This is a genomic window from Pedobacter miscanthi, assembly GCF_032678605.1.
Classification (GTDB): domain Bacteria; phylum Bacteroidota; class Bacteroidia; order Sphingobacteriales; family Sphingobacteriaceae; genus Pedobacter; species Pedobacter miscanthi_A.
Genome location: NZ_JAVTSU010000005.1, coordinates 1 through 26,250, shown reverse-complemented (window position 1 = coordinate 26,250; position 26,250 = coordinate 1). Strand labels below are relative to the sequence as shown.

General features: G+C 38.0%; 24 protein-coding genes. 7 read left to right on the top strand and 17 right to left on the bottom strand.

Going from position 1 to position 26,250, the window contains the following annotated elements:
• Window positions 1-13 precede the first annotated feature (13 nt).
• The gene (locus R2R28_RS08925) at window positions 14-676 is read left to right on the top strand and encodes a metal-dependent transcriptional regulator (RefSeq protein ID WP_316825336.1); all 663 of its coding nucleotides are present in this window, start codon (window positions 14-16) and stop codon (window positions 674-676) included.
• Window positions 663-2,528, top strand: coding sequence for an Nramp family divalent metal transporter (locus R2R28_RS08920; RefSeq protein WP_316825335.1), 1,866 nt, complete (start codon window positions 663-665; stop codon window positions 2,526-2,528). The genes R2R28_RS08925 and R2R28_RS08920 overlap by 14 nt, the downstream gene beginning before the upstream one ends.
• Window positions 2,529-2,791: 263 nt before the next feature.
• Here the strand turns inward: R2R28_RS08920 and R2R28_RS08915 are convergent, their stop codons facing one another.
• A complete protein-coding gene (locus R2R28_RS08915; RefSeq protein ID WP_316825334.1) occupies window positions 2,792-3,271 on the bottom strand; it encodes a TlpA family protein disulfide reductase in 480 nt (159 codons plus the stop codon).
• A gap of 554 nt (window positions 3,272-3,825) precedes the next feature.
• Here R2R28_RS08915 and smpB point away from each other — a divergent pair.
• Entirely contained in the window at window positions 3,826-4,275 is a 450-nt protein-coding gene (smpB, locus tag R2R28_RS08910) for an SsrA-binding protein (protein ID WP_316825333.1), read from the top strand.
• 90 nt (window positions 4,276-4,365) lie between these two features.
• Here the strand turns inward: smpB and R2R28_RS08905 are convergent, their stop codons facing one another.
• The 3 genes from R2R28_RS08905 to R2R28_RS08895 all read right to left on the bottom strand — a co-directional run bounded on the left by R2R28_RS08905 (window position 4,366) and on the right by R2R28_RS08895 (window position 8,105).
• Window positions 4,366-5,022 (bottom strand): protein-L-isoaspartate(D-aspartate) O-methyltransferase, encoded by a 657-nt coding sequence (locus R2R28_RS08905; protein ID WP_316825332.1) that lies wholly within the window; start codon window positions 5,020-5,022, stop codon window positions 4,366-4,368.
• A 216-nt stretch (window positions 5,023-5,238) separates the two neighbouring features.
• Window positions 5,239-7,719, bottom strand: a complete 2,481-nt coding sequence (gene priA, locus R2R28_RS08900; RefSeq protein WP_316825331.1) for a primosomal protein N' — start codon at window positions 7,717-7,719, stop codon at window positions 5,239-5,241.
• On the bottom strand, window positions 7,719-8,105 hold the full coding sequence (locus tag R2R28_RS08895; RefSeq protein WP_113948270.1) for a DUF423 domain-containing protein: 387 nt from the start codon (window positions 8,103-8,105) through the stop codon (window positions 7,719-7,721). The genes priA and R2R28_RS08895 overlap by 1 nt, the downstream gene beginning before the upstream one ends.
• A 90-nt stretch (window positions 8,106-8,195) precedes the next feature.
• Here R2R28_RS08895 and R2R28_RS08890 point away from each other — a divergent pair, with 90 nt between their 5' ends.
• Both R2R28_RS08890 and R2R28_RS08885 read left to right on the top strand, forming a co-directional pair.
• Window positions 8,196-9,764: a hypothetical protein gene (locus R2R28_RS08890; protein WP_316825330.1), complete on the top strand. Its 1,569-nt coding sequence runs from the start codon at window positions 8,196-8,198 to the stop codon at window positions 9,762-9,764.
• 29 nt (window positions 9,765-9,793) lie between these two features.
• Window positions 9,794-11,206 carry a DUF5723 family protein gene (locus R2R28_RS08885; RefSeq protein ID WP_316825329.1) on the top strand — a complete coding sequence of 471 codons (1,413 nt, stop codon included), beginning with the start codon at window positions 9,794-9,796 and terminating at the stop codon, window positions 11,204-11,206.
• Between the two features lie 2 nt (window positions 11,207-11,208).
• On the opposite strand, the gene tsaB is transcribed toward R2R28_RS08885, so the two are convergent.
• From tsaB to R2R28_RS08845, 8 genes are all read right to left on the bottom strand, one after another.
• Window positions 11,209-11,904 (bottom strand): tRNA (adenosine(37)-N6)-threonylcarbamoyltransferase complex dimerization subunit type 1 TsaB, encoded by a 696-nt coding sequence (gene tsaB, locus R2R28_RS08880; RefSeq protein WP_316825328.1) that lies wholly within the window; start codon window positions 11,902-11,904, stop codon window positions 11,209-11,211.
• Between the two features lie 700 nt (window positions 11,905-12,604).
• Window positions 12,605-12,835, bottom strand: a complete 231-nt coding sequence (yidD, locus tag R2R28_RS08875) for a membrane protein insertion efficiency factor YidD (RefSeq protein ID WP_108201106.1) — start codon at window positions 12,833-12,835, stop codon at window positions 12,605-12,607.
• Window positions 12,819-13,217, bottom strand: a complete 399-nt coding sequence (locus tag R2R28_RS08870) for a ribonuclease P protein component (RefSeq protein WP_316825327.1) — start codon at window positions 13,215-13,217, stop codon at window positions 12,819-12,821. The genes yidD and R2R28_RS08870 overlap by 17 nt, the downstream gene beginning before the upstream one ends.
• A gap of 67 nt (window positions 13,218-13,284) precedes the next feature.
• Window positions 13,285-13,443, bottom strand: a complete 159-nt coding sequence (gene rpmH, locus R2R28_RS08865) for a 50S ribosomal protein L34 (RefSeq protein WP_010601723.1) — start codon at window positions 13,441-13,443, stop codon at window positions 13,285-13,287.
• A gap of 996 nt (window positions 13,444-14,439) precedes the next feature.
• Window positions 14,440-15,174: a LytR/AlgR family response regulator transcription factor gene (locus R2R28_RS08860; RefSeq protein WP_316825326.1), complete on the bottom strand. Its 735-nt coding sequence runs from the start codon at window positions 15,172-15,174 to the stop codon at window positions 14,440-14,442.
• Window positions 15,152-16,213, bottom strand: coding sequence for a sensor histidine kinase (locus tag R2R28_RS08855; protein ID WP_316825325.1), 1,062 nt, complete (start codon window positions 16,211-16,213; stop codon window positions 15,152-15,154). Before R2R28_RS08855 ends, R2R28_RS08860 begins: the two co-directional genes overlap by 23 nt.
• Entirely contained in the window at window positions 16,203-16,550 is a 348-nt protein-coding gene (locus tag R2R28_RS08850) for a DUF4288 domain-containing protein (RefSeq protein WP_316825324.1), read from the bottom strand. The genes R2R28_RS08855 and R2R28_RS08850 overlap by 11 nt, the downstream gene beginning before the upstream one ends.
• A 22-nt stretch (window positions 16,551-16,572) precedes the next feature.
• Window positions 16,573-17,337 carry a LiaF transmembrane domain-containing protein gene (locus tag R2R28_RS08845; RefSeq protein ID WP_316825323.1) on the bottom strand — a complete coding sequence of 255 codons (765 nt, stop codon included), beginning with the start codon at window positions 17,335-17,337 and terminating at the stop codon, window positions 16,573-16,575.
• 130 nt (window positions 17,338-17,467) lie between these two features.
• Here R2R28_RS08845 and R2R28_RS08840 point away from each other — a divergent pair, with 130 nt between their 5' ends.
• On the top strand, window positions 17,468-18,340 hold the full coding sequence (locus R2R28_RS08840) for a ChaN family lipoprotein (RefSeq protein WP_316825322.1): 873 nt from the start codon (window positions 17,468-17,470) through the stop codon (window positions 18,338-18,340).
• A gap of 40 nt (window positions 18,341-18,380) precedes the next feature.
• Here the strand turns inward: R2R28_RS08840 and mscL are convergent, their stop codons facing one another.
• Window positions 18,381-18,770: a large-conductance mechanosensitive channel protein MscL gene (gene mscL / locus R2R28_RS08835; protein WP_316825321.1), complete on the bottom strand. Its 390-nt coding sequence runs from the start codon at window positions 18,768-18,770 to the stop codon at window positions 18,381-18,383.
• A gap of 166 nt (window positions 18,771-18,936) precedes the next feature.
• Between mscL and rpoN the strand changes: the two genes are divergently transcribed.
• Window positions 18,937-20,409, top strand: a complete 1,473-nt coding sequence (gene rpoN / locus R2R28_RS08830; protein WP_316825320.1) for an RNA polymerase factor sigma-54 — start codon at window positions 18,937-18,939, stop codon at window positions 20,407-20,409.
• Window positions 20,410-20,667: 258 nt separating this feature from the next.
• On the opposite strand, the gene R2R28_RS08825 is transcribed toward rpoN, so the two are convergent.
• From R2R28_RS08825 to R2R28_RS08810, 4 genes are all read right to left on the bottom strand, one after another.
• Complete coding sequence (locus R2R28_RS08825) at window positions 20,668-21,678, bottom strand: type IX secretion system membrane protein PorP/SprF (protein WP_316825319.1); 1,011 nt, start codon at window positions 21,676-21,678, stop codon at window positions 20,668-20,670.
• 2 nt (window positions 21,679-21,680) lie between these two features.
• Entirely contained in the window at window positions 21,681-25,160 is a 3,480-nt protein-coding gene (locus R2R28_RS08820) for a PKD domain-containing protein (protein WP_316825318.1), read from the bottom strand.
• A 223-nt stretch (window positions 25,161-25,383) separates the two neighbouring features.
• The gene (locus tag R2R28_RS08815) at window positions 25,384-25,596 is read right to left on the bottom strand and encodes a hypothetical protein (RefSeq protein ID WP_316825317.1); all 213 of its coding nucleotides are present in this window, start codon (window positions 25,594-25,596) and stop codon (window positions 25,384-25,386) included.
• A gap of 58 nt (window positions 25,597-25,654) precedes the next feature.
• Window positions 25,655-25,795: a twin-arginine translocase TatA/TatE family subunit gene (locus tag R2R28_RS08810; RefSeq protein ID WP_084153034.1), complete on the bottom strand. Its 141-nt coding sequence runs from the start codon at window positions 25,793-25,795 to the stop codon at window positions 25,655-25,657.
• Window positions 25,796-26,250: the final 455 nt, after the last annotated feature.

Sequence of the window (26,250 nt, the reverse complement as noted above, 5' to 3'; positions counted from 1 at the left end):
TAGATAAATATAAATGCAAAGTTATACCGAAGAGAACTATCTAAAGACCATTTATCATCTGGCTGAAAGTACAACAAACGTTCAAACCAATGCCATAGCAGAACAAATGCAAACTAAACCGGCATCTGTAACAGACATGATCAAGAAGTTAGCCGATAAAGGTTTGGTTGATTATATCAAATATCAAGGGGTAACTTTAACAGAGATTGGAAAAAATACAGCGATCGATATTGTACGTAAACACCGCCTGTGGGAAGTTTTCCTGGTAGATAAGTTAAACTTTAAGTGGGATGAAGTGCATGATGTTGCCGAAGAATTAGAGCACATCAGATCAGTAGAATTGATTGAAAGGTTGGATGAGTTTTTAGGTTTCCCTAAAGCAGATCCCCATGGCGATCCTATCCCTGATAAAAACGGTCGATTTGCTAAAACCCAGTTTATTAAACTGATCGAATTAAAAGTAGGTGATTCGGGTACCATTACCGGCGTGAGCCAGCACAGCTCTGCTTTTTTAAAACATTTAGAAAAATTAGGCCTTACCCTGGGCAAACAAATACAGATTAGCGATGTTACCGATTTCGATGGTTCAGTAGAAATTCTGTTATCCGATAAACAAGTAAATATTAGTAGAGAAGTTGCAAAACATATTTTAATCAGCAGTAATGGCAAAAACTGAATCGTTAAGTGAAGTACATCAAAGCGTAAATACAGATAAACGTAAAGGCTGGAAGCGGATTTTGGCTTTTATTGGTCCGGCATATTTAATTAGCGTGGGTTATATGGACCCGGGTAACTGGGCAACCGATTTAGCGGGTGGAAGTAAATTCGGTTATCAGTTGATCTGGGTTTTACTGATGTCGAACCTCATTGCCTTACTTTTACAATCATTAAGCGCACGTTTAGGCATTGTACGCGGACTTGATTTAGCACAGGCCTCCAAACAGGCTTATCCGCGCTGGGCGAACATTCCTCTATTTGGTTTGGCACAAACGGCCATCATTGCCTGCGATCTTGCTGAAATTATCGGGATGGCCATTGGTTTACAGTTGTTATTTGGTTTACCACTAATCTGGGGTATCTCCATCACCATTTTTGATACCATTTTACTGCTGTTCTTGTTAAACAAAGGCATGCGGGCCATGGAAGGTTTTATCGTTTCGATGGTTTTTATCGTCGGGATTTCCTTTTTGGTCGAGATGTTTATTGTAGAACCATCTTTGAAAGAAATTGCCAAAGGATTTGAACCTTCTATTTTAAATGGTGATGCACTTTACATTGCCATCGGGATTATCGGTGCTACCGTGATGCCCCACAACCTTTACCTCCACTCTTCTTTGGTACAAACCAGAAAGATAGAACGGAGTAATAAAGGCATTAAAGAAGCTTTAAAATTTAACCTGATTGATACAACTGTAGCACTCAACCTTGCCTTTTTTGTAAACGCGGCGATATTAATCCTTGCTGCAGCGGCTTTTTATAAAAATGGCCTGCACGAAGTGGCCGAAATTCAGGATGCGCATAAGCTATTATCGAATATTTTTGGCAATGTAGCCCCAACCCTATTCGCCATAGCATTAATTGCCGCCGGACAAAGCTCTACGGTTACCGGAACTTTAGCCGGACAGATTATTATGGAAGGGCATATCAATTTAAGGATTCAGCCCTGGTTACGTAGGTTAATTACCCGTTTACTCGCTATTATTCCTGCATTTTTCACCATCCTGCATTATGGCGATGATGCCCTTGGTGGATTATTGGTTTTAAGCCAGGTGGTTTTAAGTTTACAATTGGGGTTTGCCATTATCCCTTTGATCCATTTCACATCAGATAAAAAACTGATGAAAGATTTTGCGATTAAACCCTGGGTTAAGGTACTGGCATGGGCGAGTGCTATTGCGATTATTGCGCTAAATGTTAAATTGGTGATAGAAGAAATTAGTGGTTGGGCAAAAGAAGCAAACAATTGGTGGATCTATGTTATCGTAGTTCCAGCCCTAATCCTCATCGTTTTATTACTCCTATACGTATTCTTTCATCCGCTTTTAGAAAAGAAGAGAAATGAGGCAAAACAAATGGTGCCACATGGAAATGCCTTGGACATTGGCAAAATAGATAAGATTAATTACAAACGGATCGGCATCGCAGTTGATTTTTCCAAAAATGACAGAAACACCATCCGTCATGCCTTGATTCAAGGCGGTAAAGATGCGCACTATTACCTGATCCATGTGGTAGAAACTGCAGCTGCACGATACCATGGCAATGACGTAATGGACCATGAAACACAGAGCGATGCAGAAAACCTGGAGAAATACCGGATCAATCTCGAAGATCTGGGCTATGATTCTACTCCATTTATTGGTTTTGGCAATACTGGCAAGGCCATAGCCGATATCAGCAACAAAAATGAAATGGAATTATTGGTTATGGGTGCCCACGGTCATAAAGGTTTAAAAGATCTTATATTCGGTACAACAGTTGATTCGGTGAGGCATAAAGTTAAGATCCCGGTGCTTATTATAAGGTAATTGTAATGAAACCTCCCTGCAGTGTGCAGCAACTAATTATGTGGGTAATGAAAGCCCGCTGCAGCGTGTAGCACTAAATCATTAGGGTAATGAAAGTTCCCTGCAGTGTGCAGCGACTAATTATATAGGTAATGAAAGCTCCCTGCAGTGTGCAGCCTGGAATTATTATTAATAACTTATTTTATTTAGACCATAACAGGTAAATGATTTTATGGTAAGCTTCTGAGCAGCGGATTTGATAAAAAGCATTAATACTGTAGGTACTATTTATTAACCACAGTCATCAGTTTTTTGATACCGCCATCACCTGATTCATACATCAATAATTTACCTGCCGGCGAATATAAATACATTGCAGGGTATTGTTTTGGCAAAAAAGTTGGTATAAATATGCGTTTCTTATCCTGCAATACCAGTACGTTCGGTTTTGTATTTAAACCTTTGGCATAAGAGTTAAAAAATTGAGGGATAATATAACCTTCATCCATGGTAATCATATAAATATTTACATCCTTGAATTTGGCATAATTGGTATTCAGGATTTTACTTTCGCGTTGACAGTGCTCACAGGTACAATCGAATAAAATAAAAAGATTCTTTTTGCCTTGCTTAATATCGGTATTGGAAAAAGCTTTCCCATCCAAACGATAAAAAGTAAACTGAGGCAACAATGTTGGCTGCTGTGCTTTTACCTGGAATGTAACGGCTAATAATAAGACTAAAAGTAGGTTTCTGAATTTCATTTTAGATATTTTATGTCCAAACTTAATTGAATAAATACGAACATAATAATATATCCTTAGCTTTTACAAACAGATGAATATTTTATTTGGTCGGAATTAGTTGGTTGAAGATTTAAAATTATTACTTTTTTTTTGGAAACGAATGTGCGTTTTTCATGGGTACTGTTGTCCCGCCATCCGCTTTATCCCGATGAAAAATCGGGGTGCCCGCTTCTATCGGGTTTAGGAACAAGGGTTTTGTAAGCGGATGAAAGGTCTGTTTTCTTGCACCAGCCTGTGTTAAATAAACCCGATTGGAACGGATGCCAATTTCCTTCAAATTGGCAGGAGGGAAAGCGGGACTGAAAAGGCCAAAAGTGATAACCCAAACATTTCCAAATCAGATCCGTTAATTAAAGATTCAAGTTTAAATGTGCACATTGCCATGAAAATTGAATCTTTAACCAATACAATTAAAAATTAAATTATCACATCAATTTTTAGGATATTTGCAACCCGGCATAGATATTTTATATTATTGCCGGAAATTAAAACAACATATACTTTATTAAATTTTGAAAAACGACATCAACATAAAAAATAAAAGAGCTTATTTCGACTATAATCTTTTAGATAAATACGTAGCGGGTATTGCCCTTTTAGGAACAGAAATAAAAGCAATAAGACAAGGTAAAGCCAATATGACGGATGCTTTCTGCATGTTTATAGGCGGCAACCTATACGTGCGTAATCTTCATGTTTCGGAATATAGCCACAGTTCTTTTTATCACCACGATATTAAGCGCGACCGTGCATTATTATTACAAAAAAAAGAAATCAGAAAATTAAAGTTAAAAGGCGAAGAAAAAGGTTATACCATTGTTCCGCTTCGCATTTTTGTTAATGAAAGAGGTTTCGCAAAAATGGAAATTGCCCTGGCTCAGGGTAAAAAAGAATTCGACAAACGCGACAGCATTAAAGACAGGGATACGAAACGGGAGTTGGATAGAGCGATGAAAAGATAATTTAGTTTGGAGTTGGGGGTTTAGAATTTGGAGTTACTTAACATTAAGTTAATTCTCCTCAAAACTCCGATCTCCAAACTCCAGCTAAGCTCACCACGCCTGGTCACCTACTAATGGCACAAACCTAAAGGTATCCAATACAATTTTTTCGTAGTCTGTTTCGCTTACGCGGATCACCGTAACCATTTTTTGGGTTTTCTCATCTCCAACCGGGATTACCAGAATACCACCAATTTTTAACTGTTTTAATAAGATTTCAGGTACCAGAGGTGCTCCGGCCGTAACAATGATTTTATCGTATGGAGCATGTTTGGCAATTCCTTTTGAACCATCACCGCAGTAAAATGTAGGTCTGTATCCCATTCCCGGTAAAACCTGAATGGTTCTGTTGTAAATATTCTCCTGTCTTTCTATGGTAAAAACGCTGGCGCCCAATTCCATTAATATGCAGGTTTGGTAGCCCGAACCGGTTCCGATTTCGAGTACCTGATCTCCTTTTTTAATGTGCAGCAATTCGCTTTGGTAGGCAACCGTATAAGGCTGTGATATGGTTTGTCCATCGCCTATCGGGAAAGCAATATCCTTATAGGCCTGGTTCCAAAAAGTTTCGTCAAAAAAGAAATGCCGTGGAACCTTGCCAATTGCTGTTAATACATTTTCATCTCCAATCCCACGGGATCTTAACAACTCAACCAGTTTTTTTCTCGCCCCACGCTCCCTGTAATTATCAACAAATTTATACGCCATGAGTTTCAAAATTAGCGTTTCTTAAACGGTGATACAAGGGTTAAATTAGAGAATGATTGAATTAGTGAATGATTACCTGAATTAGAGAATGATACATTATCAACATCAGTTAAGGATTGAATGAGAGAAATATTGAAAGATTGAATTTTGAGTGATTGAATGGAAATCTGCCTTCTAACATTCTGTAATTCATTCATTCGATCATTCCATAATTTCCTAATAAGGATCTACATCTATCTGCGTAAAAATCCCTTTAAATTCTTTGGTTGCGTTAAATTCTGTCAGGGTTTCGCGCAATGCATCTTTAACTTTTTGAATGGCTGTATGTTTATCCGCTTTGATAATGATCTGTTTGATATAAAGATTCCTTACGCGACTTACCAATGGCTGTTCGGGACCTAAAACCCTTTTACCAAACTTTGCCTTAAGGATATTGGCCAATGTTAAAGCTGCATGATCTAAAACATGTGAATCTTTATGTTTGATGTACAGAAAAATCATCCTTGAAAATGGCGGATATAAAAACTTTTCACGCTCCACAATTTCATCATTGTACATCCCTTCATAATCGTTGTTTACCACCTGTTTGATGATCCGGTTTTCAGCATCGTAAGTCTGGATGCAAACATTCCCTTGCTCGGCCCTTCTACCTGCCCTCCCTGCAACTTGTGCCAGCAACTGGAAACTACGTTCGTAAGCACGGAAATCTGGATACCCCAATAAAGTATCGGCATTAATTACACCAATCAGGTTCAGGTTATCGAAATCCAATCCTTTGGCCACCATCTGGGTACCAATTAAAATATCGGTTTTCTTTTCCTGAAAATCGTTTAAAATTTGCTGCAGACCATTTTTGGTTCGTGTGCTATCCATATCCAAACGGGCAATGGTTACCTCGGGATAAAGCAAACGGAGTTCTTCTTCAATACGTTCGGTACCGAATCCTTTTTGCTCTACGTGTACCGAACCACAAGCGGGACAGATGTTTACACTGCTTTGCTGGTAACCACAATAATGGCAATGCAGTTTCCCGCTACTTTTATGGTAGGTTAAACTTACATCGCAGTTTACGCATTTTGGGGTATAACCACAGGTTGCACAAATCAGAATGGTGGCATATCCCCTTCTGTTCTGGAACAGCACAATCTGTTCCTTTTTAGAAAGTGCCAGGTCGATATCTTTAATCAGCACACTCGAAAAATACGAACTCATCGTTTTTTTCTTGGTTTCTTCCGAAATGCTTACCACCTGTTGATTGGGCAATTGTACCCCACCGAAACGTTCTTTCATCTCTACGAGGCCATACTTACCCTGTAGCGCATTATAATAACTTTCTAAAGATGGCGTAGCCGAACCTAAAATAACTTTAGCCTGGTGCAGATATCCTAAATAAATGGCTGCATCCCTTGCCTGGTATCGTGGTGCTGGATCGTATTGTTTATAAGATGGTTCATGTTCTTCATCAACCACAATTAATTTTAAATGCTGGAAAGGAAGAAAAACAGCTGAACGCGCACCAAGAATTACTTTATATGCACCCGTTCTTACCTTATTCCAGATTTCTACCCTTTCGCTATTGTTAAATTTAGAATGATATACCCCGATGGAATTTCCAAAATAACGTTTAATCCGCTCTACAATCTGCGTGGTTAAAGCGATTTCGGGCAAAAGGAACAATACCTGCCCATCGGTATTTTGGATAATTTCTTCAATGAGTTTGATATAAACCTGCGTTTTGCCTGACGCCGTAACACCATGCAATAACACCACCTCTTTTTCTTCAAAATACTGGTTAATCTGGCCTAAAGCTTTCTGTTGACCATCGTTGAGTTTGAAATTTACACTAAATTCCTCATCATGGGCGGCCAAGCGGCTTACCGGCCTTTTCATTACCACAAAAATATCCTTATCGGTTAAAGCTTTCAGGGCACCAGCGCCGCAATTACTTTCCTCTAAAAGCTGTTCTTTAGAAATCGGCAGGTTCGATTTTTGTAATTTGAGGTATCCCAGCAATGCGTCTAATTGTTTTGGAGCCTTCTCAAGTACACTGAATAGTTGTTTTAAATTTTCTTCTTCGGCATAAAAATCGTTCAATATTACGAACGATTTAAGCAAAGGTTTGTACTTCTGTACGACCTCTTCTGCCACTAAAACCAACTCCTTATCCAATAAATGGTTAATAATCGGATATACAGTTTTCTGCCCGAGCAGTTTAGAAACATCGTTAACCGTAAGTTTTTGCTGCTGTTTCAGCGCATTGATAATGATTTCTTCTTTATCGCTAAGTTCAGTAGCCTCATTATAATCTTCACGCAGGATCAGGATGGTTTCGCTGGCCAGTTTTAAACTTGCCGGTAGTGCCGCTGCCATTACATCACCTTCGTTGCACATGTAATAGTTCGTCATCCAGGTCCAGAATTTGAGCTGCATGGGTGTGATTACAGGTTCAGCATCCACCACGTCAATAATGTATTTCGCTTCGTACACTGTTGGCGGCACGGTGGTAATTACACTGATTAGTGCGGTATAAATGCGGTGTTTTCCAAACTGTACCACCACCCGTTTCCCGATGGCAATCTCATCGTTTAAATCAAAAGGTACACGATAAGTATAGTTCTTCGCCAAAGATAAGGGCAAAATAACCTCAACAAAAAGTGTTTCTCTTTCTGCAAAAATATCGTTTTCGAAACTATTCATTATTTATCTTTAAATGCTGCAAAAAAGAGCATTATCCATCCCAACACCAATAAAAGTCCGCCAATCGGGGTTAACGGACCGATAAATTCTGTAAAACCCAGGTGCGATATGCTTCGCGTAGCTAATAAATACAAAGAACCTGAAAAAAGAATGATACCAAATGTAAAACAGAAATAAGCAATATTAATCAGCTTGTTCCGGTAGCGTGCAAAGGTAGACAGGTATAATAATGCGAAGGTATGATAGAACTGATAATCAACACCTTTTTGCCAAATTTCTAATGATGGTCCATCAATTAAGGCTTTTAAACCATGCGCACCAAAAGCACCCAGTAAAACAGCAACAGCACCAAAAAAAGAAGCAGTAAGGATTATTCGTTTATTCATAATGATTTGCTAGTAGCAATCGCTAAATTAATAAATTGACAAAGAACTTCTCACTAATCAATGTAATAAATTAAATTTGTTGCACAGCAGATGAAAAAAATCGTAATTCTAACAAGTGCATTATTTTTAGGTGTAGCCTTTATGGCATACTTCTATTTTTCGAGATTGGGTACCGATAATGATGCGAAGGACCTGGCCTTGCAATCGGCCACCAATAATGCTGCTTTGGTATTTTCTTTTCAGAACGATAAAGGTTTTTACGATATCATAGAAGGTCAGCAGCTGATCCAACAGGTTTTGGGAAAAGATAAAATGAACCTGTTAAGGCAATTAAAATCGAATATTATTGATGACAGCGGACTAAATAAATACCTGAAAGATCAACAGGTATACATCAGTGTGCTTCCCGATTCGAATAAAACGCTAAATTTCCTGATCACGCTACAAATCCAGCCGGATAACGACCTGAAAAAATTCTACGGCGCTTTAAAAACAAAAAAATCGATCACTGAAAATTCAAAAGAACTTTACACCGTTAAATTAAATGATAGTTTATCGGTTTATCTGGGTATTCATGCTCAGGTACTCACCGTTTCTACCTCTTTAAAACTGATAAATGATGCTAATGTACGTTTAACTGAAAATCCTTTTACCGAATATATTAAAGAAAATAACAGGCAGATTAAAAATGTGCTGGCGCATGTGTACATCAACTTTAACCAGGCACCGCTATTATTAAAGAACATTATTGCCGGAAATATAAATGGTGAAATTGCTATTTTTAATAAACAGAACAGTTTTGCGGTACTTAATTACAACTTTAGTAAGGAAAAAATCCTTTTCAGTGGAAATACCGAGCTAAAAAACCAGCAAAACTACCTTAAACTATTCGAAAGTACTGCTGCACAAAACACTTCAATCCAGAATATATTGCCTGATAACACGGCAAACTATGCCTTATACGCTTACGATGATTATACCAAATGGCTAAAAAAGTTAAATAACTGGCAAGAGCAGACAAAAATAAACATTAAAGTTAGCGCGGTTATCAAAAAAATAAAAGATGAATACAGAACAGATTTAAATGCAATATTCCCAATCTATACCAAAAATCAATTTATCCTTTTCCAGTTAAGTACCACCGAAAAACTGGGTGCCATTTCATTATCCAATGGAGAAAAGGTAAAACAGCTTTTGCTTGATGTGAGTGCGGATTATAACGAAGATATTAAGCTGTTTAAATCATCAGATATCCTTTACAGTTATTTTGGAGAGCCTTTTAAAAAGTTTGGCAGGCCATATTATGCCATTGCAGATAATACTTTAATTGTGGCCAATAATGCGAGTACCATTCAATCATTTTTAAATGATTATAAGAATAACAGGCTTTTGATTCAAACGCCACAGTATTTAGATGCAATGAACCAGGTTTCGACAACTTCGAACATAAGTTATTACATCAATACGAAAAACTCAGCAGATATTTTCAGAAGCAATATCTTATTGGGCTTTTACAAACATTTAAGGGCTGATAGCGGTTTAAAAAGTTTCGATACTTTTTATTATCAGATGAGTGCAGACCGGAACAAATTCATCACTAACTTGCTTTTAAACAAATATTTAAAACCAGAAATACCAGATTCGTTAAGTAACCGTTAATAAGAAATCATCCCAGAAAAACTATTTACATGAAGAAACTTTTACTTGCGTTATTGGCTTTGGCCAGCTTCGGAGTTGCAAATGCACAACAATATGCGTTATTCGGAACAAAAACCATGTTTGATGCTTTCGAAAACCCTTCTCAAAAATCTTTCACACTCGATTCGTCACGGAAATTCTCTTCTAATTTCTTCCTGCCCTATTTTGGTGTAAATGCCATTAATAAAGGGAGTTCGAAATATATCGTTAGAAGATTATCACAAGAAGGCGAGTACAATACCACTGGTTTGCCTATAGGAACAGGAGAAATTAACCATTTCTTCGAAAACAGTAATGTTTATGTAGCCACATTCCGCCTTTTTAAATCATACAAGTACCAAAAAGAAATGGGTTTTTCCTGGCAAATCAGGTCGGATGCCCATATTGATTATACCAACGAAACTTTAGCCATTTTCGATTCTTTTGAACGTTTTAACAAAGGTCAGCAGTATAATGGCATATTTGATACCAAAGGATATGAGCAAAGTTATCACCAGTTTAGTTTTACTTACCGCGAAAATTGGAACAAGAGACTTGCTTTTGGTTTAAAAGCAAGTTTATTAAGCGGGATTTTATACAACAAACTCGATATCTCCGACTCTTACCTTTATATCGATCCTCAGGCATCCGCCATGTTAATCGGGCTAAAAGGCACTTATTCTGCCAATTTCACAGATTTTAATGAAGTAGACAAGAAAAACTTCTTCCCCAACTTTAAAAACCCGGGATTATCATTAAGTTTTGGAACCAATTACACCACTAAAAAGGGTCTCTTTTTAATGGCCAATATTAAAGATTTAGGCTTTATCTGGTGGCGCAGCAATACACAGCGCACTACGATAAACCAATCGAAATTGATAGAGGATTTGTTGAACAACCAATCGAACACCAATCAGGAAATAAAAGACATCTTTTTGCTGGCAGAGCAGCCTAAAAAGTTTTTGGCCCCTACCAATGCCAAATTGGATGTTTATATGTCTAAACGTTACGGTTTTTACAAACCCGCAATAGCAGTTTCGAAAAACCTGTTTTATAAAGGCGGAGACATTGCTTTTGTTAATACTTTTATTGCCAGCGATTTTTCTGGAAGTATAACACCATTATATAACTTAAATGGCGTTTTTATGGTTGGATTGCAGGCAAAATACCAAACCCCTAACTTCGAGTTGTTTTTGGGTACCGACAATTTAGTGGCAACGAGCTTCCAAACGATCGGAACCATTAAAAAAGATGCTACGGTAGGCAGCGGACCAAATGGAGCTTCTTTTTATATGGGCGTTGGGATTAAATTTGGCGATGTGGTTAATCACCCGCAGTTTGCTGATGTAATACCGGGTATAAATGACAAAAGTGAAGGTGGAAGCTTCTTTAAAAGCCTTTTTTCGGTGTTTAAAAAGAAATAAGCTTAACCTTGTGCCTGTTGTTTTTTCGACTGTGTAACCACAAAATCCTTTAGGTAAAAAGGCTCGAAGTAAGCTACATCTTCAAAGTCACTATTATCGAAAGCGTGAATGGCTAATTTAGACATATAGGCTGCTGAGTTGAAATTAGCACTATCAAATTTTGCATTCTGTTGTGTTAAAACTTCAGCACATTTAGCTGCCCCGTCGCCCAAAAAGGTGATTGGATGCTGCGAAAGGAGATCAGCAAAACTTGTCTCATCGATAATTTTGGCTTCGGTTGGTAATAATACATTTAATGAGGAAGCAAAAACCGAAGTATAAACCTCCATCCTGCGGGCATCAATCATCGGGCAAATTAAACCTGAATAAGCTGGATTTTCAGCCAAAAAACCTGCGGCCATCATTTCTAATGTTTCAACAGCAATCAATGGTTTATCCAAAGCATAACAAAGTCCTTTTGCGGTAGAAACACCAATCCGTAAACCGGTATAAGATCCCGGGCCTTTACTTACAGCAATGGCATCCAATTCTGAATAACTCAGGCCTGCAGCTTTGATTACCTCATCAATAAACAAGGTTAAATTTGCTGCATGCAGGTTTTGCCCTTGTTCCTCTTTAACTGAAATTGTTTCGCCGTTGATAGATAATGCCACAGAACAGACTGCTGTAGCCGTTTCTATTTGAAGTATTTTAGCCATAGGGCAAAGATAAGTAAAAATGGAAGAGTGACGATAAGTTTGGAGTTGAGAGTTTGGGGTTTGGAGTGGATTTAACTGCTCGCTAGTCCGAAATTTAGTCGATTCATCCTTTCCTTTTGTCATTCTTAGGGATATTTATTGTATAAAAATCAATATGAGTGACAGAGAAACTCCATGATGGCGATACTCCCCGATAAATCGCCATTGCTGGAAGGCTTCTTCCGCCGACAGCCTGTCCTGACCTTTTTATGGGAGTCTGCCAATGGTAGCGCTTAGAATTTTGCAAACACATTGAAGGTTTAATGACAGTGCATAGAATCGTCATTGCCAGCTCGACTGGCAATCGTTATACCTTAGTAGGATTGCAGGTTGCATTAAGATTCCCGCCTGCGCGGGAATGACGACCATTCTTTAGAATTTGTCATTGATAGAGGTTAGCATTTTTCAAATACATTGGAGGTTTAATGACAGTGCGTAGAATCGTCATTGCCAGCTCGACTGGCAATCGTAATGCCTTGGTAGGGGTTGCAGATTGCATTAAGATTCCCGCCTGCGCGGGAATGACGACCATTCTTTAGAATCTGTTATTGATAGCGTAGTCAAGGGTTTTTAAGTTGGGTGTTTGCAGTCAATTAATCGTTTTAAACAATTAACCGCTTAACCCAATAAACTAATGGCTAATGAACCAATGAACTAAAAGCTATGGAACCGGATCGTGCCCGTGTTTGCCCCAGGGATGACAGCGGCCAATGCGTTTTAGTGCCAGCCAGCCACCTTTAAAAGGTCCATGTTTTTTAATGGCTTCTATGCCGTACTGTGAGCAGGTAGGCGTAAATCTGCAATTCGCACCTAACATGGGCGAAATGGCGTATTGATAAACTTTGATCAAACCTAAAAAGAACCAGCCAAAAATTTTATTGATGAATTTCATTGGGCTGGATTAAATTTTGAAAACGCTTAAAAGTAGTGATCAGTTTTTTCTCGATAAAGGCAAATTCGTATTTATCCTTACCCACAAACTGAATGGAAAATAAAAGTAATCCCCTATCGATCGGTAGCGGAAGATATAATTTATCTTGTTTGTTTAAACGGTAAGCTTCGCGGATGCGGCGTTTGAGCAGATTGCGATCTACTGCCCGCTTATATCTTTTTTTAGGAACATTGATAACCACCTGTGCCTGCACATTGGCTGGTTCATCAATAAAAAGATAAGAAACCCGAAATGGGTATAATAAAAAAGAAGAACCGTTTTTAAACAACAGGTCTAAATGTTTCCTGCTGCATAACCGTTCTTCTTTCCTGAATGTGTACATATATTTTTGATTGATAACTGCAGATTCTGATCTGCCAATTCCGGGTTAACGGAAAAGCAATCAAAAATTATGCTTTATGCTTGCGTTCGTCAGAAACTGTTAATCTTTTTCTTCCTTTAGCACGACGTGATGCTAATACTCGTCTGCCGTTAGCTGTTGCCATTCTTTCGCGGAAGCCGTGTTTGTTTCTTCTCTTTCTTTGCGAAGGTTGGTATGTTCTTTTCATGACTGTATATTATCTATTGTAAAATTAAGAGGTGCAAATATAAAGCGATTTCTCTACAAATGCAAGAGTGATTAATTATTATTTTTTCTATTTAGATGCAAATGTAAAAAATCTTTTCAAAAACGCAACTAATGGCCATTTATTAATGGATATTTCTTCACGAAACGAAAATATGCATATTGCATTTTTTCTACCCAGGAGGCATTCCTACCGAACGAGATAGGCAATTTAATACGCTATAAAGGAACAATCCGCTAATAAGAATCCCCCCCCCGTAAAACAAACCTGATTGCAGTGAAAATTCTTTTTGCCTCCTGAGAAATAATTTATGGCATAAAAACCAATGTAAATGACAGAAATTTTAAGGAATCGACAGGCTGCGAGAAATCGTCATTCCCAACTGGATTGGGAATCTTAATGCAATAAGCTTTAAGATTCCCGCCTGTGCCTATCGTGTGGACACAATTAATTATAAAGATTCTTTTTCCGCTCTATGCCGCGGCGGCAAGGTAGTTTTTCACAGTTAATGTTGTTTTTAATGGTGTTCAAGAATGCTGCGCATTTTGGGGCGCCAATTACCCAAAGCGCTTTGTCAATCCGGCAATGTGGCTTCTCACCATCCCACGCTCATCAAAAAAACAGCGGCAATTGTTTTGCTCGTTTCTGCTCAATGAAAGTTTGATTGATATTTTCACAAAACCACTGCATTTCAGGTTTGGTAGCGCAAGTTGTCCTATTGTGAAACTGTTTTTTTGATCCTTCCGCCACTTGGGATTGACGGAGTCCTTCGGTTAGGACCGGGTTATTTCAAAGCAAGCTAGCATAACGCCACAAAAATTTAAAAAAGATGTGTCCACACCATAAGCGAAGGCGGGAATGACGACCCGCTTTTGTGAAATCTGTCAATGGTAACGCAGTTGAAGGGCAAAAGATTGTAACGGAAAGCAGGACTAACAATGACTTTAGCAATTGATTGTTTTCCAAATAAAAATCAGCCTACAACCCCAAAGCTGCTTTCAACTTCACATAACCAGTTTTACTTACCGGCAGCCAGATATCGGATTTTAACAGCACCACATAACTATCTTTCTCTTTTAACTCTATTTTGGTTACCTGTGCAAGGTTAATGATGTATGAGCGGTGTATGCGGATAAACTGGCCCGCATCGAGCGTCTGCTCAAAATAAGCCATGGTTTTATTTTTAAAAAATACGCCATCAACTGTGCTTAATTTCACGTAATCATCATCAGCTTCGAGGTAATTGATATCGGCGACCGGAATAATTTTAATTACACCGTCCTTTTTAACTACTACCCTATTGTTTTGTGCAGGACTTAATGCTGCTGCATCTAAAACGGCTTCTGTATTTTCGGTTTGGTTTAATTTATTCGGCAGTTTTTTAATGGCCGCATCAAAACGCGATTTATCAATCGGTTTTAACAGGTAATCTACGGCATTAACTTCGAATGCTTTAATGGCGAACTCATCAAAAGCGGTAGTAAAAATGACTGCGGGTTTATCTTCAACCAGTTCGAGCATTTCGAAACCGCTGATTTTAGGCATCTGGATATCCAGAAATATTAAGTCGGGTTTATGCTGGGTAATTGCTTTTAAGCCTTCAAATCCATCGCCACATTCGGCTACAATCTCTATTTCTGCATGATCGGAAAGATAAAATTTTACAATATCTCTTGCTAAAGGCTCATCGTCAATTAGTATGGTTCTGATCATTTTTTTGTGGAATTTTTAGGGTGGTAATATATAAATTATTTGCCTCAATATCGGTTTGTAATAAATGAGTATTTGCAAATAACAGATATAACCTGCGTTTAATGGCGCTTAAACCAAATCCGGTTCCACCGGCAGCCTTCATTTCAGGATCGAAAGGATTTTGTACGCGCAATTGTAAAATATTATATTCAACGGTAACATCAACCTTTATCGTAATGCCTGCAGAAGTATTATAAAGTCCGAATTTTATAGCATTTTCTACTATGGGCTGTAATAAAGTTCCTGGCAAACAAAGGTTTAAAGTATCCTCTGCTACGTTTACTTCGATATTTAACCTATGACTAAACCTCACCTTTTCAATATCGAGGTACAATTGAATGTACTCCATTTCTTCCTCTACCGATACCCATAATTCGTCATCACGTTTTAAGGTTCCACGGAGAAAGGATGCCAGTTTCATAATCATCACCCCTGCCTCTTTCGGATTGACCATGGTTAAGGCAAATACGGAGTTTAAGCTATTAAAAAGAAAATGTGGTTGTAATTGATGTCTTAGTTTATTCAGTTCGGCTTCTTTAGCCAGACTTTTAACAGCAGAAAGCCTTTCGTGCGTTTCTGATTGTTCTTCTAACCTATACCATAAAATATTGGCCAGCGCACACCAGGCCAAACACATAAAAGAAATCAATCCACGGAAAGCAAAAGAGAAATTATAGAAATCCTTATAACTTGTATAATCAGCAAAAATATAAAGCATGCTATATTTTGCAGCATAAATAATTACGAATGTAAGGGCGAGGGTAATAATCAACACATAGAGGATCCGTTCGTTTTTAGGCTGATAATAACCCAGCATATTACTGATCCCGATACAGGCCAGCGCCAATAAAAAATTATTGATCAGGCTATCAGTTATAGCTATCCACCACGAAAAATTTACCACATAATGCAATCCAATACCACACAGTATAGTCCATACGATTGCAAGGGCAAGTGATGTCTTCTGTATCTGCGGAACGGATAAAGGTCTAGTTGTCAAAACGGTTTTGATTAGTTAATGATTTATTGCGGTGTTCCAGTTTCTCCAGGTATTTATCAACCGATTTCGGTTCAACAATCCTCGAGCTTACTTCTACACCATCAGCGGGTTCTTCTACAGCTGATATTCCTCCTACACCTATAAACTTCCATACCACCTTATCGCCCTTACAATTGTTAAAAGGCGGGTTAAAATGTATAGCATTTAATTTTGCCTTATCCAAGGCCTGGGCAATTCCCTCTGCCAGTATTAAACGTGTTTGCTCGTTAAACTGGGGCATGTGCTTTCCTTCACCACAAATTACCTGATAGATACAATTTACTGCAAACCATTTCATAGGCGATGTTTTATATAAATGTTTAGAAACTCTTAATCTCGATCCCTCCAAATAATGCAGTACCATCCAAAATCAGTGTTTTTTTCATTTCTGATACCGGCATCAAATGAGATCTTTTATCCTCAACGCTACCAAATAAAGCAGTTACGTTCGATTTTATGGCCCAGTTTTGCGGTACAATGAGTTTAATTCCTCCAAAAACTGCAGTAACATCAAGCGAAACGGTTTCAGGGAAATCGGCCTGGGTCATTACAATATCTGCCCCACCAAAAATCGCCATAATATCGCCTCCCTGGAAGTTTTTAGAATAAACAGTTTGTGTACTTCCGCCAAAAATGGCCGTTACATCGATAATATCGTTATTATTTGCCGTTTTATCATTAGCTGCCCCTTCGAAATCAAATTTGGCTTTATTTTTATCCTTACGTTTCTTACCAAACAACTGTGAATCTTTTGTCCTGAAAATCAAAAACCCACCAATAATCACTAAACCAACACCCAAAGCATATTTAGAGGGGTCAAAATCCAGGTTGGGTATATTATCTAAAGTATTGTAAGCACCGATTAAAATCAGGATTAACCAGGCTACTCCTTTAAAGTTACGACGAACGCCGATAAATACACCAATTAAGATTAAAAAATTAGACCAGCTTAATATCCATCGTGGAATATTTAAGTGCATATTGTTTAACAAAAGTGCGACCCCAATGATCGCTATGATGAAACCACTTAAGGCCCTCCCGGAGGTTTTAGTGTTGTTGTTATCGTTATGATTGAGATTATCCATGTGTGTAATATTTAATAACCAAATGTATTGATAAGCATGCAGGCTTCATATATACAAAGTGCAGGAAATGGCAAAAAGGCGGTAAGCGACCTTATTTTATCGGTGAAAATTATTTTGCTATTTTGAGGCCATGAAATTTTTATTATTAATGTTGGGTTTAAGCATTTCTTCTGCAACATATGCGCAGGAAATAAATGATCATTACAAAATCTACGATGTAAAAAAGCAAAAAACCATCACCATAGAGGATATTATTACAGATATGAATGCTAATGATGTATTGTTTTTTGGCGAAGACCATAACGATTCCATCGGGCACTACCTGGAAGCTGAAATTTTTAAAAAACTAAGTACAGCCTATCCACAAAAAACGGCCCTATCGTTAGAGATGTTCTATACTGATGTGCAACCGGAAGTAGATGAATATTTAGCAGGCTTGATTTCGGAGAAAAATTTCATCAAAGAAGGCAGGGCCTGGGGAAATTACAAAGATTATAAACCTTTGGTAGAATATGCCAAAGCACATCAATTAAAAGTGATAGCTGCTAATGCAGCCACGCGTTACAGCAATGCGGTTACCATGGGTGGATTGAAAGTGTTGGAAAATTTTCCTAAAAATTCATTTAACTTTCTGCCTCCCACACCTATTGATACCGCCAGGGGCAGGTATTATGAGAAATTTACCGAAACGTTAGGTGGCCACAATATGGGCTCAATGAAAATTTACCAAACCCAGAATTTATGGGATGCCACCATGGCATGGTCTATCAATAAATTTGTGAAAGCAAATAAGGGAATAAAAGTTTTACAGCTGAATGGCCGTTTCCATAGTGATGAAAAACTGGGCACGCTGGCTAAACTGGCGCAAGCAAGCCCGAAATTAAAAATATTAAACATTTCATCATTTTCTGATGAAAGTTTTGCAAAACCAGATTGGGAAAAATTTAAAAACCTGGGCGATTACATCATTATTACCGACCCGACGGTAAAAAGGAGTTATTAAAAAAACTCCGCAGGCGGGATCGGTCTGCGGAGCTTTAATGTTATGCTTTTGCTTTTAATAAATCTCTGATTTCCGTTAAAAGCACTTCTTCTTTTGTAGGTACAGGAGCTGCAACCGCTACTGCTTCTTCTTTTTTCTTCAAGTTATTGGCTGCTTTAATAATCAGGAAAAGAACCAATGCCACAATAATAAAGGATATTACCTGTGAAAGAAAATTACCATACTTAATGGCGGTGCCTGCAATAGTAAGTTTACTCAGGTCTTCCAGCCCGGCAGCTTTTAATGCTGGCCCTAAAACCGCAGGGGTAATAATATCTTCAACCAATGAGCTCACAATCTTGCCAAATGCTGCGCCAATAATTACACCAACAGCTAAATCGAGTACATTTCCTTTAACTGCAAAATCTTTAAATTCTTTTACAAATCCCATATTTTATAATTTTAGTTTATTTATTTACTAAAATAGCAAACATTAAACTTAATGCAAATGTTTAGGAAATAATTTTAAAAACCTAACATATCGACAGCATTTAGATCAATTGCAGAGAATATCTGAAATCTATTGTTTATTTTTGCCCCATTCTTTTATATTTTATATGCTAAAGCAACATCTACAACAAAAATTATTACAAAAGTTATCACCACAACAAATACAGTTTATCAAGCTGTTACAGGTGCCAACTGTTGCTTTAGATACGCGTGTAAAAGAAGAACTGGAAGAAAACCCGGCACTTGAAGATCCAAGTTTAATGACGCAGGACGAGCCTAAAAGCGAGTACGACGATTTAAATGATGGTCCGGAAGATTACGAAAAATCATCAGAAGATACCAGCATGGACGAATTTAATGTGGATGATTATCTGCAGGACGATTCGGCCAATGATTACAGCACCAATTATAATAACGGCGATGATGATGAGGAGAAAAAGGAAACCCCAATCGCCATTGAAAGTACATTTTTCGAAAGTTTACAAGAACAATTAGACCTCATCCCCCTCTCTGATCAGGATTTTATCATCGGTAAACAGATTATCGGCAGTTTGGATGATGATGGTTATTTACGCCGTCCGCTGGGTTCTATGATCGATGACCTTGCTTTCTCGCAGAATGTAATTGTAGAGGAAGAAGATGTATTGGAAATGTTAAAACTGATTCAGAGTTTCGATCCTCCGGGCATTGGCGCGAGAGATTTAAAAGAATGTTTGCTCATCCAATTAAAAAGGAAAGATCCAGGTAACCCCATCATTATTAAAGCCATGAATGTGGTAGAAAATTACCTGGATGAGTTTACACGCAAACATTACGATAAGTTAGAAAAAAGCTTAGGTTTAGACAGCGAAGAACTTAAGGAAGTGGTAAATGAAATCCTGCGTTTAAACCCAAAACCGGGTGATGCCAACCAGGTAACCACCAAACAGATGCAGATCATCCCTGATTTTCACATCAGCAACAATGATGGCATCCTGATTTTAACTTTAAACTCGAAAAATGCCCCAGAACTTAAAGTAAGCAGGTCTTACCAGGAAATGTTCGAGCATTACGATAAAGCTTCATCAAAAGATAAAAAGCTTAAAGAAGCCGTTCAGTTTGTAAAACAGAAACTGGATTCGGCCCGTTGGTTTATTGATGCGATTAAACAAAGGCAACAAACTTTGTTAAAAACCATGAATGCCATTATGCACTACCAGTACGAATATTTTTTAACGGCTGATGAGCGTAAAATGCGCCCGATGATTTTAAAAGATATTGCTGATAAAATCGATATGGACATCTCAACTGTATCGCGTGTAGCAAACTCTAAATATGTACAAACTGAATTTGGTACTTTCTTATTAAAATCTTTCTTTTCAGAAGCCATCCAAACCGAAAACGGTGAAGAAGTTTCGAATAAAGAGGTTAAAAAAATACTCGAAGACTGTATTGGCAACGAAGACAAACGTAAACCTTTGGCTGATGAAAAATTAACCGAAATTTTAAAAGAAAGAGGTTATAACATTGCAAGAAGAACGGTGGCCAAATATCGCGAACAGATGAATATTCCGGTTGCAAGGTTAAGAAAAGAACTTTAGATCAGTTAACAGTTAATTGCCGGCTGAAGGCATAAAACACTAAATAAGCTATCTATCTATTGCTATTGGGATTGGAAATGAACAGTTCTGTGTGCTTGGCAGTTTGCAGTCCTGCCATTCGCAATAGCTCCGAAGAAATCTGTGAAACAAGCAAGCACACCATAAAAAGCGCGAAACGGGAAGAAATTTAGTGTTTTATACAGGCTTTGCGCTTCAAATAAAAGCTATGTATTTTATAGTGATGGGACGGCCAACAGATTACCACATTCTAATATACGACGGCACTTTATAAACGTTGTTAAGCAATAAACCCAATACAATTTCGTGACTGCCGTTACTTACCTGATTTAATTGAGACGTTGTAAAATCGTAAGAATAGGTTAAGTTTACCATTTTACCGATATTAAAGCCAGCCATTGCCGCAAAAGAATCATCTTTACGGTAACTCCCACCCAACCATATTTTATCTTTAAAAGCCAGCTTCAGGTTTAAATCAATAGAAGTCGGTGCCGGCGATACATATTTTACCATTATTGAAGGTATGGCAGAAATTTCATCATCTACAAAAAACTTATAGCCTGCTGTTGCAAAATAATGGGGCACTTCTTTCCCTAAATTATAGTTATTATCGCCTGTAAAACTTAGTTTTTGAGGTAAAATCTGTTGTACGGATAAACCTGCAAATAACCGGGCGCCATATAACCATAAACCAATGCTTAAATCAGGTTTTACCTGATTAATCAGTGCCCTGTTCATAATCGGATCGATCGGAGTATCAAAAGTAAGCGCATTTACATCCAGTGAGATACTCGAAATGCCGGCGGCGACACCAGCCGATAAATTAAAATTATTGCTCAATTGTAAATGGTAAGCATAAGTTACATTCGCATCCAACCTTTTTATTGGCCCGGTTTTATCAAGCACCGCCGTTAAACCCATGCCATGGTGCGATGGCGACGACATATAATTCTGCATATAATTCCTGTCCATTGGATTACCTGTTTGTTCCGGAAAAGAAGTGAGCGCATTGCTCCAAAGCTGGTTATCGCCCAGTGCCCAATTTGCCGATACAAATGAGGTTTGAGGTGCATCGGTAATGCCCGACCATTGCTTGCGGTAACCCGCTTTAAAATCGAGGTAATTTTCGATACCCGAAAGTGCGGGATTCAATAGGTATTGATTAAAAATATACTGTGTATACTGTGGCTTCTGCTGTGCAAAACAGTTAAGAGTTACAAAAAGGGCAAATATGGTCGTGATCTTCTTCAATTTTATCTGATTATAGTGAGAGGTCCTGTGATGGTTTTTCGTCCGTTTTGCGGGGCAATAATGTAATAATAAACCCCAACAGGAAGTGGTTCATTCTGGTAAGTTCCGTCGAACGGCACCTTATACCCTTTGCTTGAAAATACTTTAAGGCCATTTCTGTTAAATATTTCCACGGTAGCATTAGGATAAGATTCTAAATATTTGATCGTCCAGGTATCGTTTACATTATCACCATTTGGGGTAAAAGTATTTGGTGGATTTAAAGCCTGCAATACCTTAACCAATATTTTTGATGTAGTTGCACAACCATCTGGTTGCGTAGTGGCCGTTAGGGTATATTCTGTATCCTGATCTGGCGAAGCAACCGGGTTTAATACATTGGTTTTGTTTAAACCTGTGGCCGGCGACCATTCATATTTTAAATTCTTTCCTTCAGCGGTTGCCGGAAGTTCGATCTGTCCGCCAGAAAGTATATAAATTGAATTACCTGCATCGGCTATTGGTGATTGATTTACGATGATATTTTTACTGATAGAATTAGAACAGCCATTATCCCCCCTGTAAGTGTAGGTAATGGTATGTTCTCCAACACCCGCAATTTTAGGGTTAAAGGTCCCATCAGATTTCGTCCCATCGCCTGCGTATTCGCCCTCACCCCCGGTTACTTCTTCTTCAGCTTTCTGCCTAGCCTGTGTAATTTGTACCGTTCCGTCAGCTTCGCAAACCGAAGGCATATCACCAAATTCCAGTTGCGGTATAGGCTTTAAGATAACAGGTTTTTCATCAATCTTAAAACAACTTTCGCCTGAATAAGCAACAAGTCTTATTGTCGCCTCCCGATCAAGAGTACCTCCAAAAGTATCATATTGAATTTCTATATCGCTATTATCGGGATAAGGAATCGTTTTATAAATTGTTTTGTCCTTTGGATAATCTCTATAAATTTCAATTTTGGTAATCTTACCGGCAAAAGTGTTTGACCGGTTTTTTATTATAATTTTATCGTTTACACAAACATTATTTCTTACAACCTCAATTTCAGCCTTTTCCACTGCCCCGTTAACTGTAAATGTTTTAGGCACAGAACTTTCACATCCACTTTGGCTTTCAACAATCAATGTAACGGTATAATCCCCTACTTCGGTAGGTGAAAAAGAGCCGTCAAATCCCGAAGAAGAAGCAACAACAACATTATTGAAACTGTAGGTCCATTTTGCGGTTAAACCTGTAGTGGTTCCATTAGGATTTTTAGAAGTATTTTTAAACTTGGCTACACCATCATCCAAACAGAAATCCGGAAGTGTAAAATCAACATCCTTAAGAGGATCAAATATCTCAATTTTCTCACTCGTCTTGATGTTCGAACAATGATTATCACTCTCCACAGTTAAAGTAATGATATAAGAACCCACAATACTGTACTGATGTGGCGGAATAACATTATTGTCGAAGGTTACCGGAGGCGTTCCATCACCAAAATCCCAGGTCCATTTTACAATCTTTCCGGGATTTTCAATCGTAGATTTGTCGGTTAAAATTGTTGGTTTATTGGTACAGAATCCAGCAATGTTAAAATCAGCAACTGGTGTAGGATTTATAATTATTTTTACTAAATCTGAAGTACTTGAGCAATTGTATTCCGTACTCACTGTTAACCTTGCAAAATATTCGCCTGCTTTTGTATAAGTATGCACAGGATGCTGGTCGGTTGATGGGCTAGTTTCATCACCAAAATCCCATAACCATTTTGTAATGGTAAGATCCGAATTGGGTACACTTTTATCGGTAAATTTCACATCCGAACCTGCACAACCTATTAGCGGGTCAAATTTGGATGTAGGAAGATCGTAGATATCAAAAGTGTAATTTATAGGTGTTTCTCCTGATATACAAGCTGATCCATTGGGCAGATAGGCGATAACATCCAGATTATGTTTGCCTTTTGTTGTATAAGTTTTGCTGTAAGGCGAATCGTAGGTGTATATACTGGTTCCATCAGGTAAATTTTTGGTTTCTAACAATAACGGAGCATTCTGTAAAATAACAGCCTCATTATCCAGCGACCAACTGATCTGATTGGGTTTATAAGGGAGCGTAATTTTAATGTTGTAATTTTCGCCAACACAGCCATCCTGTCCCTCTTCATTTCTTATCGTGTTATAAACAGTAAGGTAGTTATTGGATGATAAATTTGTACCCGCCGAATAGGCATAAGATTCGTGATCGCCAAAACCATAAGCAATGGCATTAAAACCATCGGCGGCAGTAAGTGTTACACTTTCACTGTTAACCGGAATTTGCGTGTAGGAATAAAGCGGATTGCCAATTAAGGTTGTCCATGCAGTAGTGGGTGCTACACCATTATACCTAAAGCCCGAAGTTTTATCTGTCCGGATCAGCACATTAATGTATTTTTCTTCAATTGACTCCAGATTGGAAGAGAATACCGTAACCCCTTTTATATTGAACTCGATGGGGTTTAAAATCACCATTTCCGGATCGCCCATGATAGGTCTTCCATTTATTGAAGAACAATCCTGAGAAAGTGCATATTCTGCTACGCTGATTAATTTATTAGCCGTAATAAAGGTAGAAATGCTTAATGCTTCAGTTTCAATAAATTTCCCTTTATCAATAATCTGGGTAATGCCGTTATAGCTTACACTCGTATTATCCTCTTGTGCAAGTATCCTCAAAATATATTTCCGGTCGATAAAAGGTACCACGCCATAATTTTTACCCCAACTATTTGTTGGATAAAGTTGCTGAAACAACGGGTCCTGAGAGCTATTGCATACAATTGCAACGGCAGAAGTCCCGGAAAATGCGGCAAAACGTTTACAGGATGATGTTGCAGGATCAGTTTCAACATAAACGCCGGTTAGATCTTCGGTTCCAGGCGCCAAATATTCATAGGCATCACCTGCTTTATTTAGGGTAATGGGTATTTTATTTCCATTTTTCTCATGCAGGATAATATTGGTATTATCTTCTACCCCAACCAACGTTAAAAAATTATTCCCCCCATTAGTCTGTGTAAAATTCATAGAATAATAGGTCTGTCCTAAAGTTTCAAATGGCAGGATTAAAGAAGCGGCAGATCGTTGCCTGCCATAAATGTGGGCATAAACAGATACCTTAGGTTTACCATCGCTAACTTTAATATGTATCCCCCTGTTAGCTAACACCTTATTTGCATCGGCTACTCTATCAATATAAGCATTTGCACGAGGTACATCAAATCTAACGGCAGTATTTGCAGGAATGGTTTTGGTAACGGGCGCTGCGCTTCCACAACTTACCGTAACTTCTGAAATAGATTTTGAAGTTACAAAAATAGCAATATTTCCATTTGCCCCATTAGATGGCACATGTGTTGGGAAAACCGCCCAAAAGTCGGTTCCCTCGTTAGAAATATTTTGCCCAAATGTTTTGGTAAAAAACAAAGACACCAACAAAACCAATAACCAATGCCTGTTCATTAACCTATCAGCTTAGTTTGAAAACGTTATACATGTTTGTTTGATTAGAGATGCAATATACTATTAATCAAATCACATGGAAAAAAATTAACATTTTTTAGGCAGAAAAACCGGGTTTCGTGTAATAAAGCACGAGGTGTGGTGTAAAATTTTTGAATAGTTTTACAAAATCCTTATTGAAAAGAACTTAACAAAAAGTATTTGTAAATTAAATAATGAATATTCACTTATCGCTTTCGTCGGATTGATCCCCGCTTCCGTATTTTTCAGAAAATTCTTTTGCTTTTTCGTCGGCGGTACTGCTGCTGTGATCTTCAGGTTCCAGATTTTCATCCAGCCGATCATTCCACTCATTTAATCCTTTTTCAGGATGTTTGGCATTTTCTTCAGTAAAATCTGATTTCAATTTGTCCTGTCCGTGTTTTTGATTTTCCATTTTAAAGATGCTTTTGGATTAGAAACAGTACCCGTACAGGAAAGTTTTACAAAAACAATTATTTAACAGGAGGTTCGTTTTTGGCATCTTTAAATTCTTTCACGCTCTTCCCTATTCCCCTCATCAGTTCAGGCAGTTTTTTACCACCAAAAATGAGCAGGATTACCACTCCGATTAAAATAATTTCTATTGCAGACATCTCGTTTTGTTTTTTGTACAATATAGGGAGAAAAGTTTATTAGTCAATAGTTCATTAGTCACTGGTTCATTGGTTAATAGTTGTTTTTGTTTAATTTTTCGGTTAACCGGTTAATTGTTTAAATCGGTTAATCGATTCCAAACTCCAAACTTAAAAACCCTTCGACTACGCTCAGGATGACCAAACGAAAAGATGAATCGACTAAAGACTATGGACTTAGGGCTAAGTAGCGGTTAATTGCTTAAATCGGTTCCAAACTCCCAACCCAAAACTCCAAACTTAAAAACCCTTCGACTACGTTCAGGATGACCAAACGAAAGAATGAATCGACTAAAGACTATGGACTTAGGGCTAAGTAGCGGTTAATTGTTTAAATCGGTTAATCGATTTCCAAACTCCAAACTTAAAAACCCTTCGACTACGCTCAGGATGACCAAACGAAAGAATAAATCGAC

Excerpts from the sequence above, each read along its gene's own strand:
- R2R28_RS08925 (WP_316825336.1), top strand. The coding sequence starts at position 14 with ATGCAAAGTTATACCGAAGAGAACTATCTAAAGACCATTTATCATCTG.
- R2R28_RS08920 (WP_316825335.1), top strand. The coding sequence starts at position 663 with ATGGCAAAAACTGAATCGTTAAGTGAAGTACATCAAAGCGTAAATACA.
- R2R28_RS08915 (WP_316825334.1), bottom strand. The coding sequence starts at position 3,271 with ATGAAATTCAGAAACCTACTTTTAGTCTTATTATTAGCCGTTACATTC.
- R2R28_RS08905 (WP_316825332.1), bottom strand. The coding sequence starts at position 5,022 with ATGGCGTATAAATTTGTTGATAATTACAGGGAGCGTGGGGCGAGAAAA.
- priA (WP_316825331.1), bottom strand. The coding sequence starts at position 7,719 with ATGAATAGTTTCGAAAACGATATTTTTGCAGAAAGAGAAACACTTTTT.
- R2R28_RS08895 (WP_113948270.1), bottom strand. The coding sequence starts at position 8,105 with ATGAATAAACGAATAATCCTTACTGCTTCTTTTTTTGGTGCTGTTGCT.
- R2R28_RS08890 (WP_316825330.1), top strand. The coding sequence starts at position 8,196 with ATGAAAAAAATCGTAATTCTAACAAGTGCATTATTTTTAGGTGTAGCC.
- R2R28_RS08885 (WP_316825329.1), top strand. The coding sequence starts at position 9,794 with ATGAAGAAACTTTTACTTGCGTTATTGGCTTTGGCCAGCTTCGGAGTT.
- tsaB (WP_316825328.1), bottom strand. The coding sequence starts at position 11,904 with ATGGCTAAAATACTTCAAATAGAAACGGCTACAGCAGTCTGTTCTGTG.
- yidD (WP_108201106.1), bottom strand. The coding sequence starts at position 12,835 with ATGAAATTCATCAATAAAATTTTTGGCTGGTTCTTTTTAGGTTTGATC.
- R2R28_RS08870 (WP_316825327.1), bottom strand. The coding sequence starts at position 13,217 with ATGTACACATTCAGGAAAGAAGAACGGTTATGCAGCAGGAAACATTTA.
- rpmH (WP_010601723.1), bottom strand. The coding sequence starts at position 13,443 with ATGAAAAGAACATACCAACCTTCGCAAAGAAAGAGAAGAAACAAACAC.
- R2R28_RS08860 (WP_316825326.1), bottom strand. The coding sequence starts at position 15,174 with ATGATCAGAACCATACTAATTGACGATGAGCCTTTAGCAAGAGATATT.
- R2R28_RS08850 (WP_316825324.1), bottom strand. The coding sequence starts at position 16,550 with ATGAAATGGTTTGCAGTAAATTGTATCTATCAGGTAATTTGTGGTGAA.
- R2R28_RS08845 (WP_316825323.1), bottom strand. The coding sequence starts at position 17,337 with ATGGATAATCTCAATCATAACGATAACAACAACACTAAAACCTCCGGG.
- R2R28_RS08840 (WP_316825322.1), top strand. The coding sequence starts at position 17,468 with ATGAAATTTTTATTATTAATGTTGGGTTTAAGCATTTCTTCTGCAACA.
- mscL (WP_316825321.1), bottom strand. The coding sequence starts at position 18,770 with ATGGGATTTGTAAAAGAATTTAAAGATTTTGCAGTTAAAGGAAATGTA.
- rpoN (WP_316825320.1), top strand. The coding sequence starts at position 18,937 with ATGCTAAAGCAACATCTACAACAAAAATTATTACAAAAGTTATCACCA.
- R2R28_RS08820 (WP_316825318.1), bottom strand. The coding sequence starts at position 25,160 with ATGAACAGGCATTGGTTATTGGTTTTGTTGGTGTCTTTGTTTTTTACC.
- R2R28_RS08815 (WP_316825317.1), bottom strand. The coding sequence starts at position 25,596 with ATGGAAAATCAAAAACACGGACAGGACAAATTGAAATCAGATTTTACT.
- R2R28_RS08810 (WP_084153034.1), bottom strand. The coding sequence starts at position 25,795 with ATGTCTGCAATAGAAATTATTTTAATCGGAGTGGTAATCCTGCTCATT.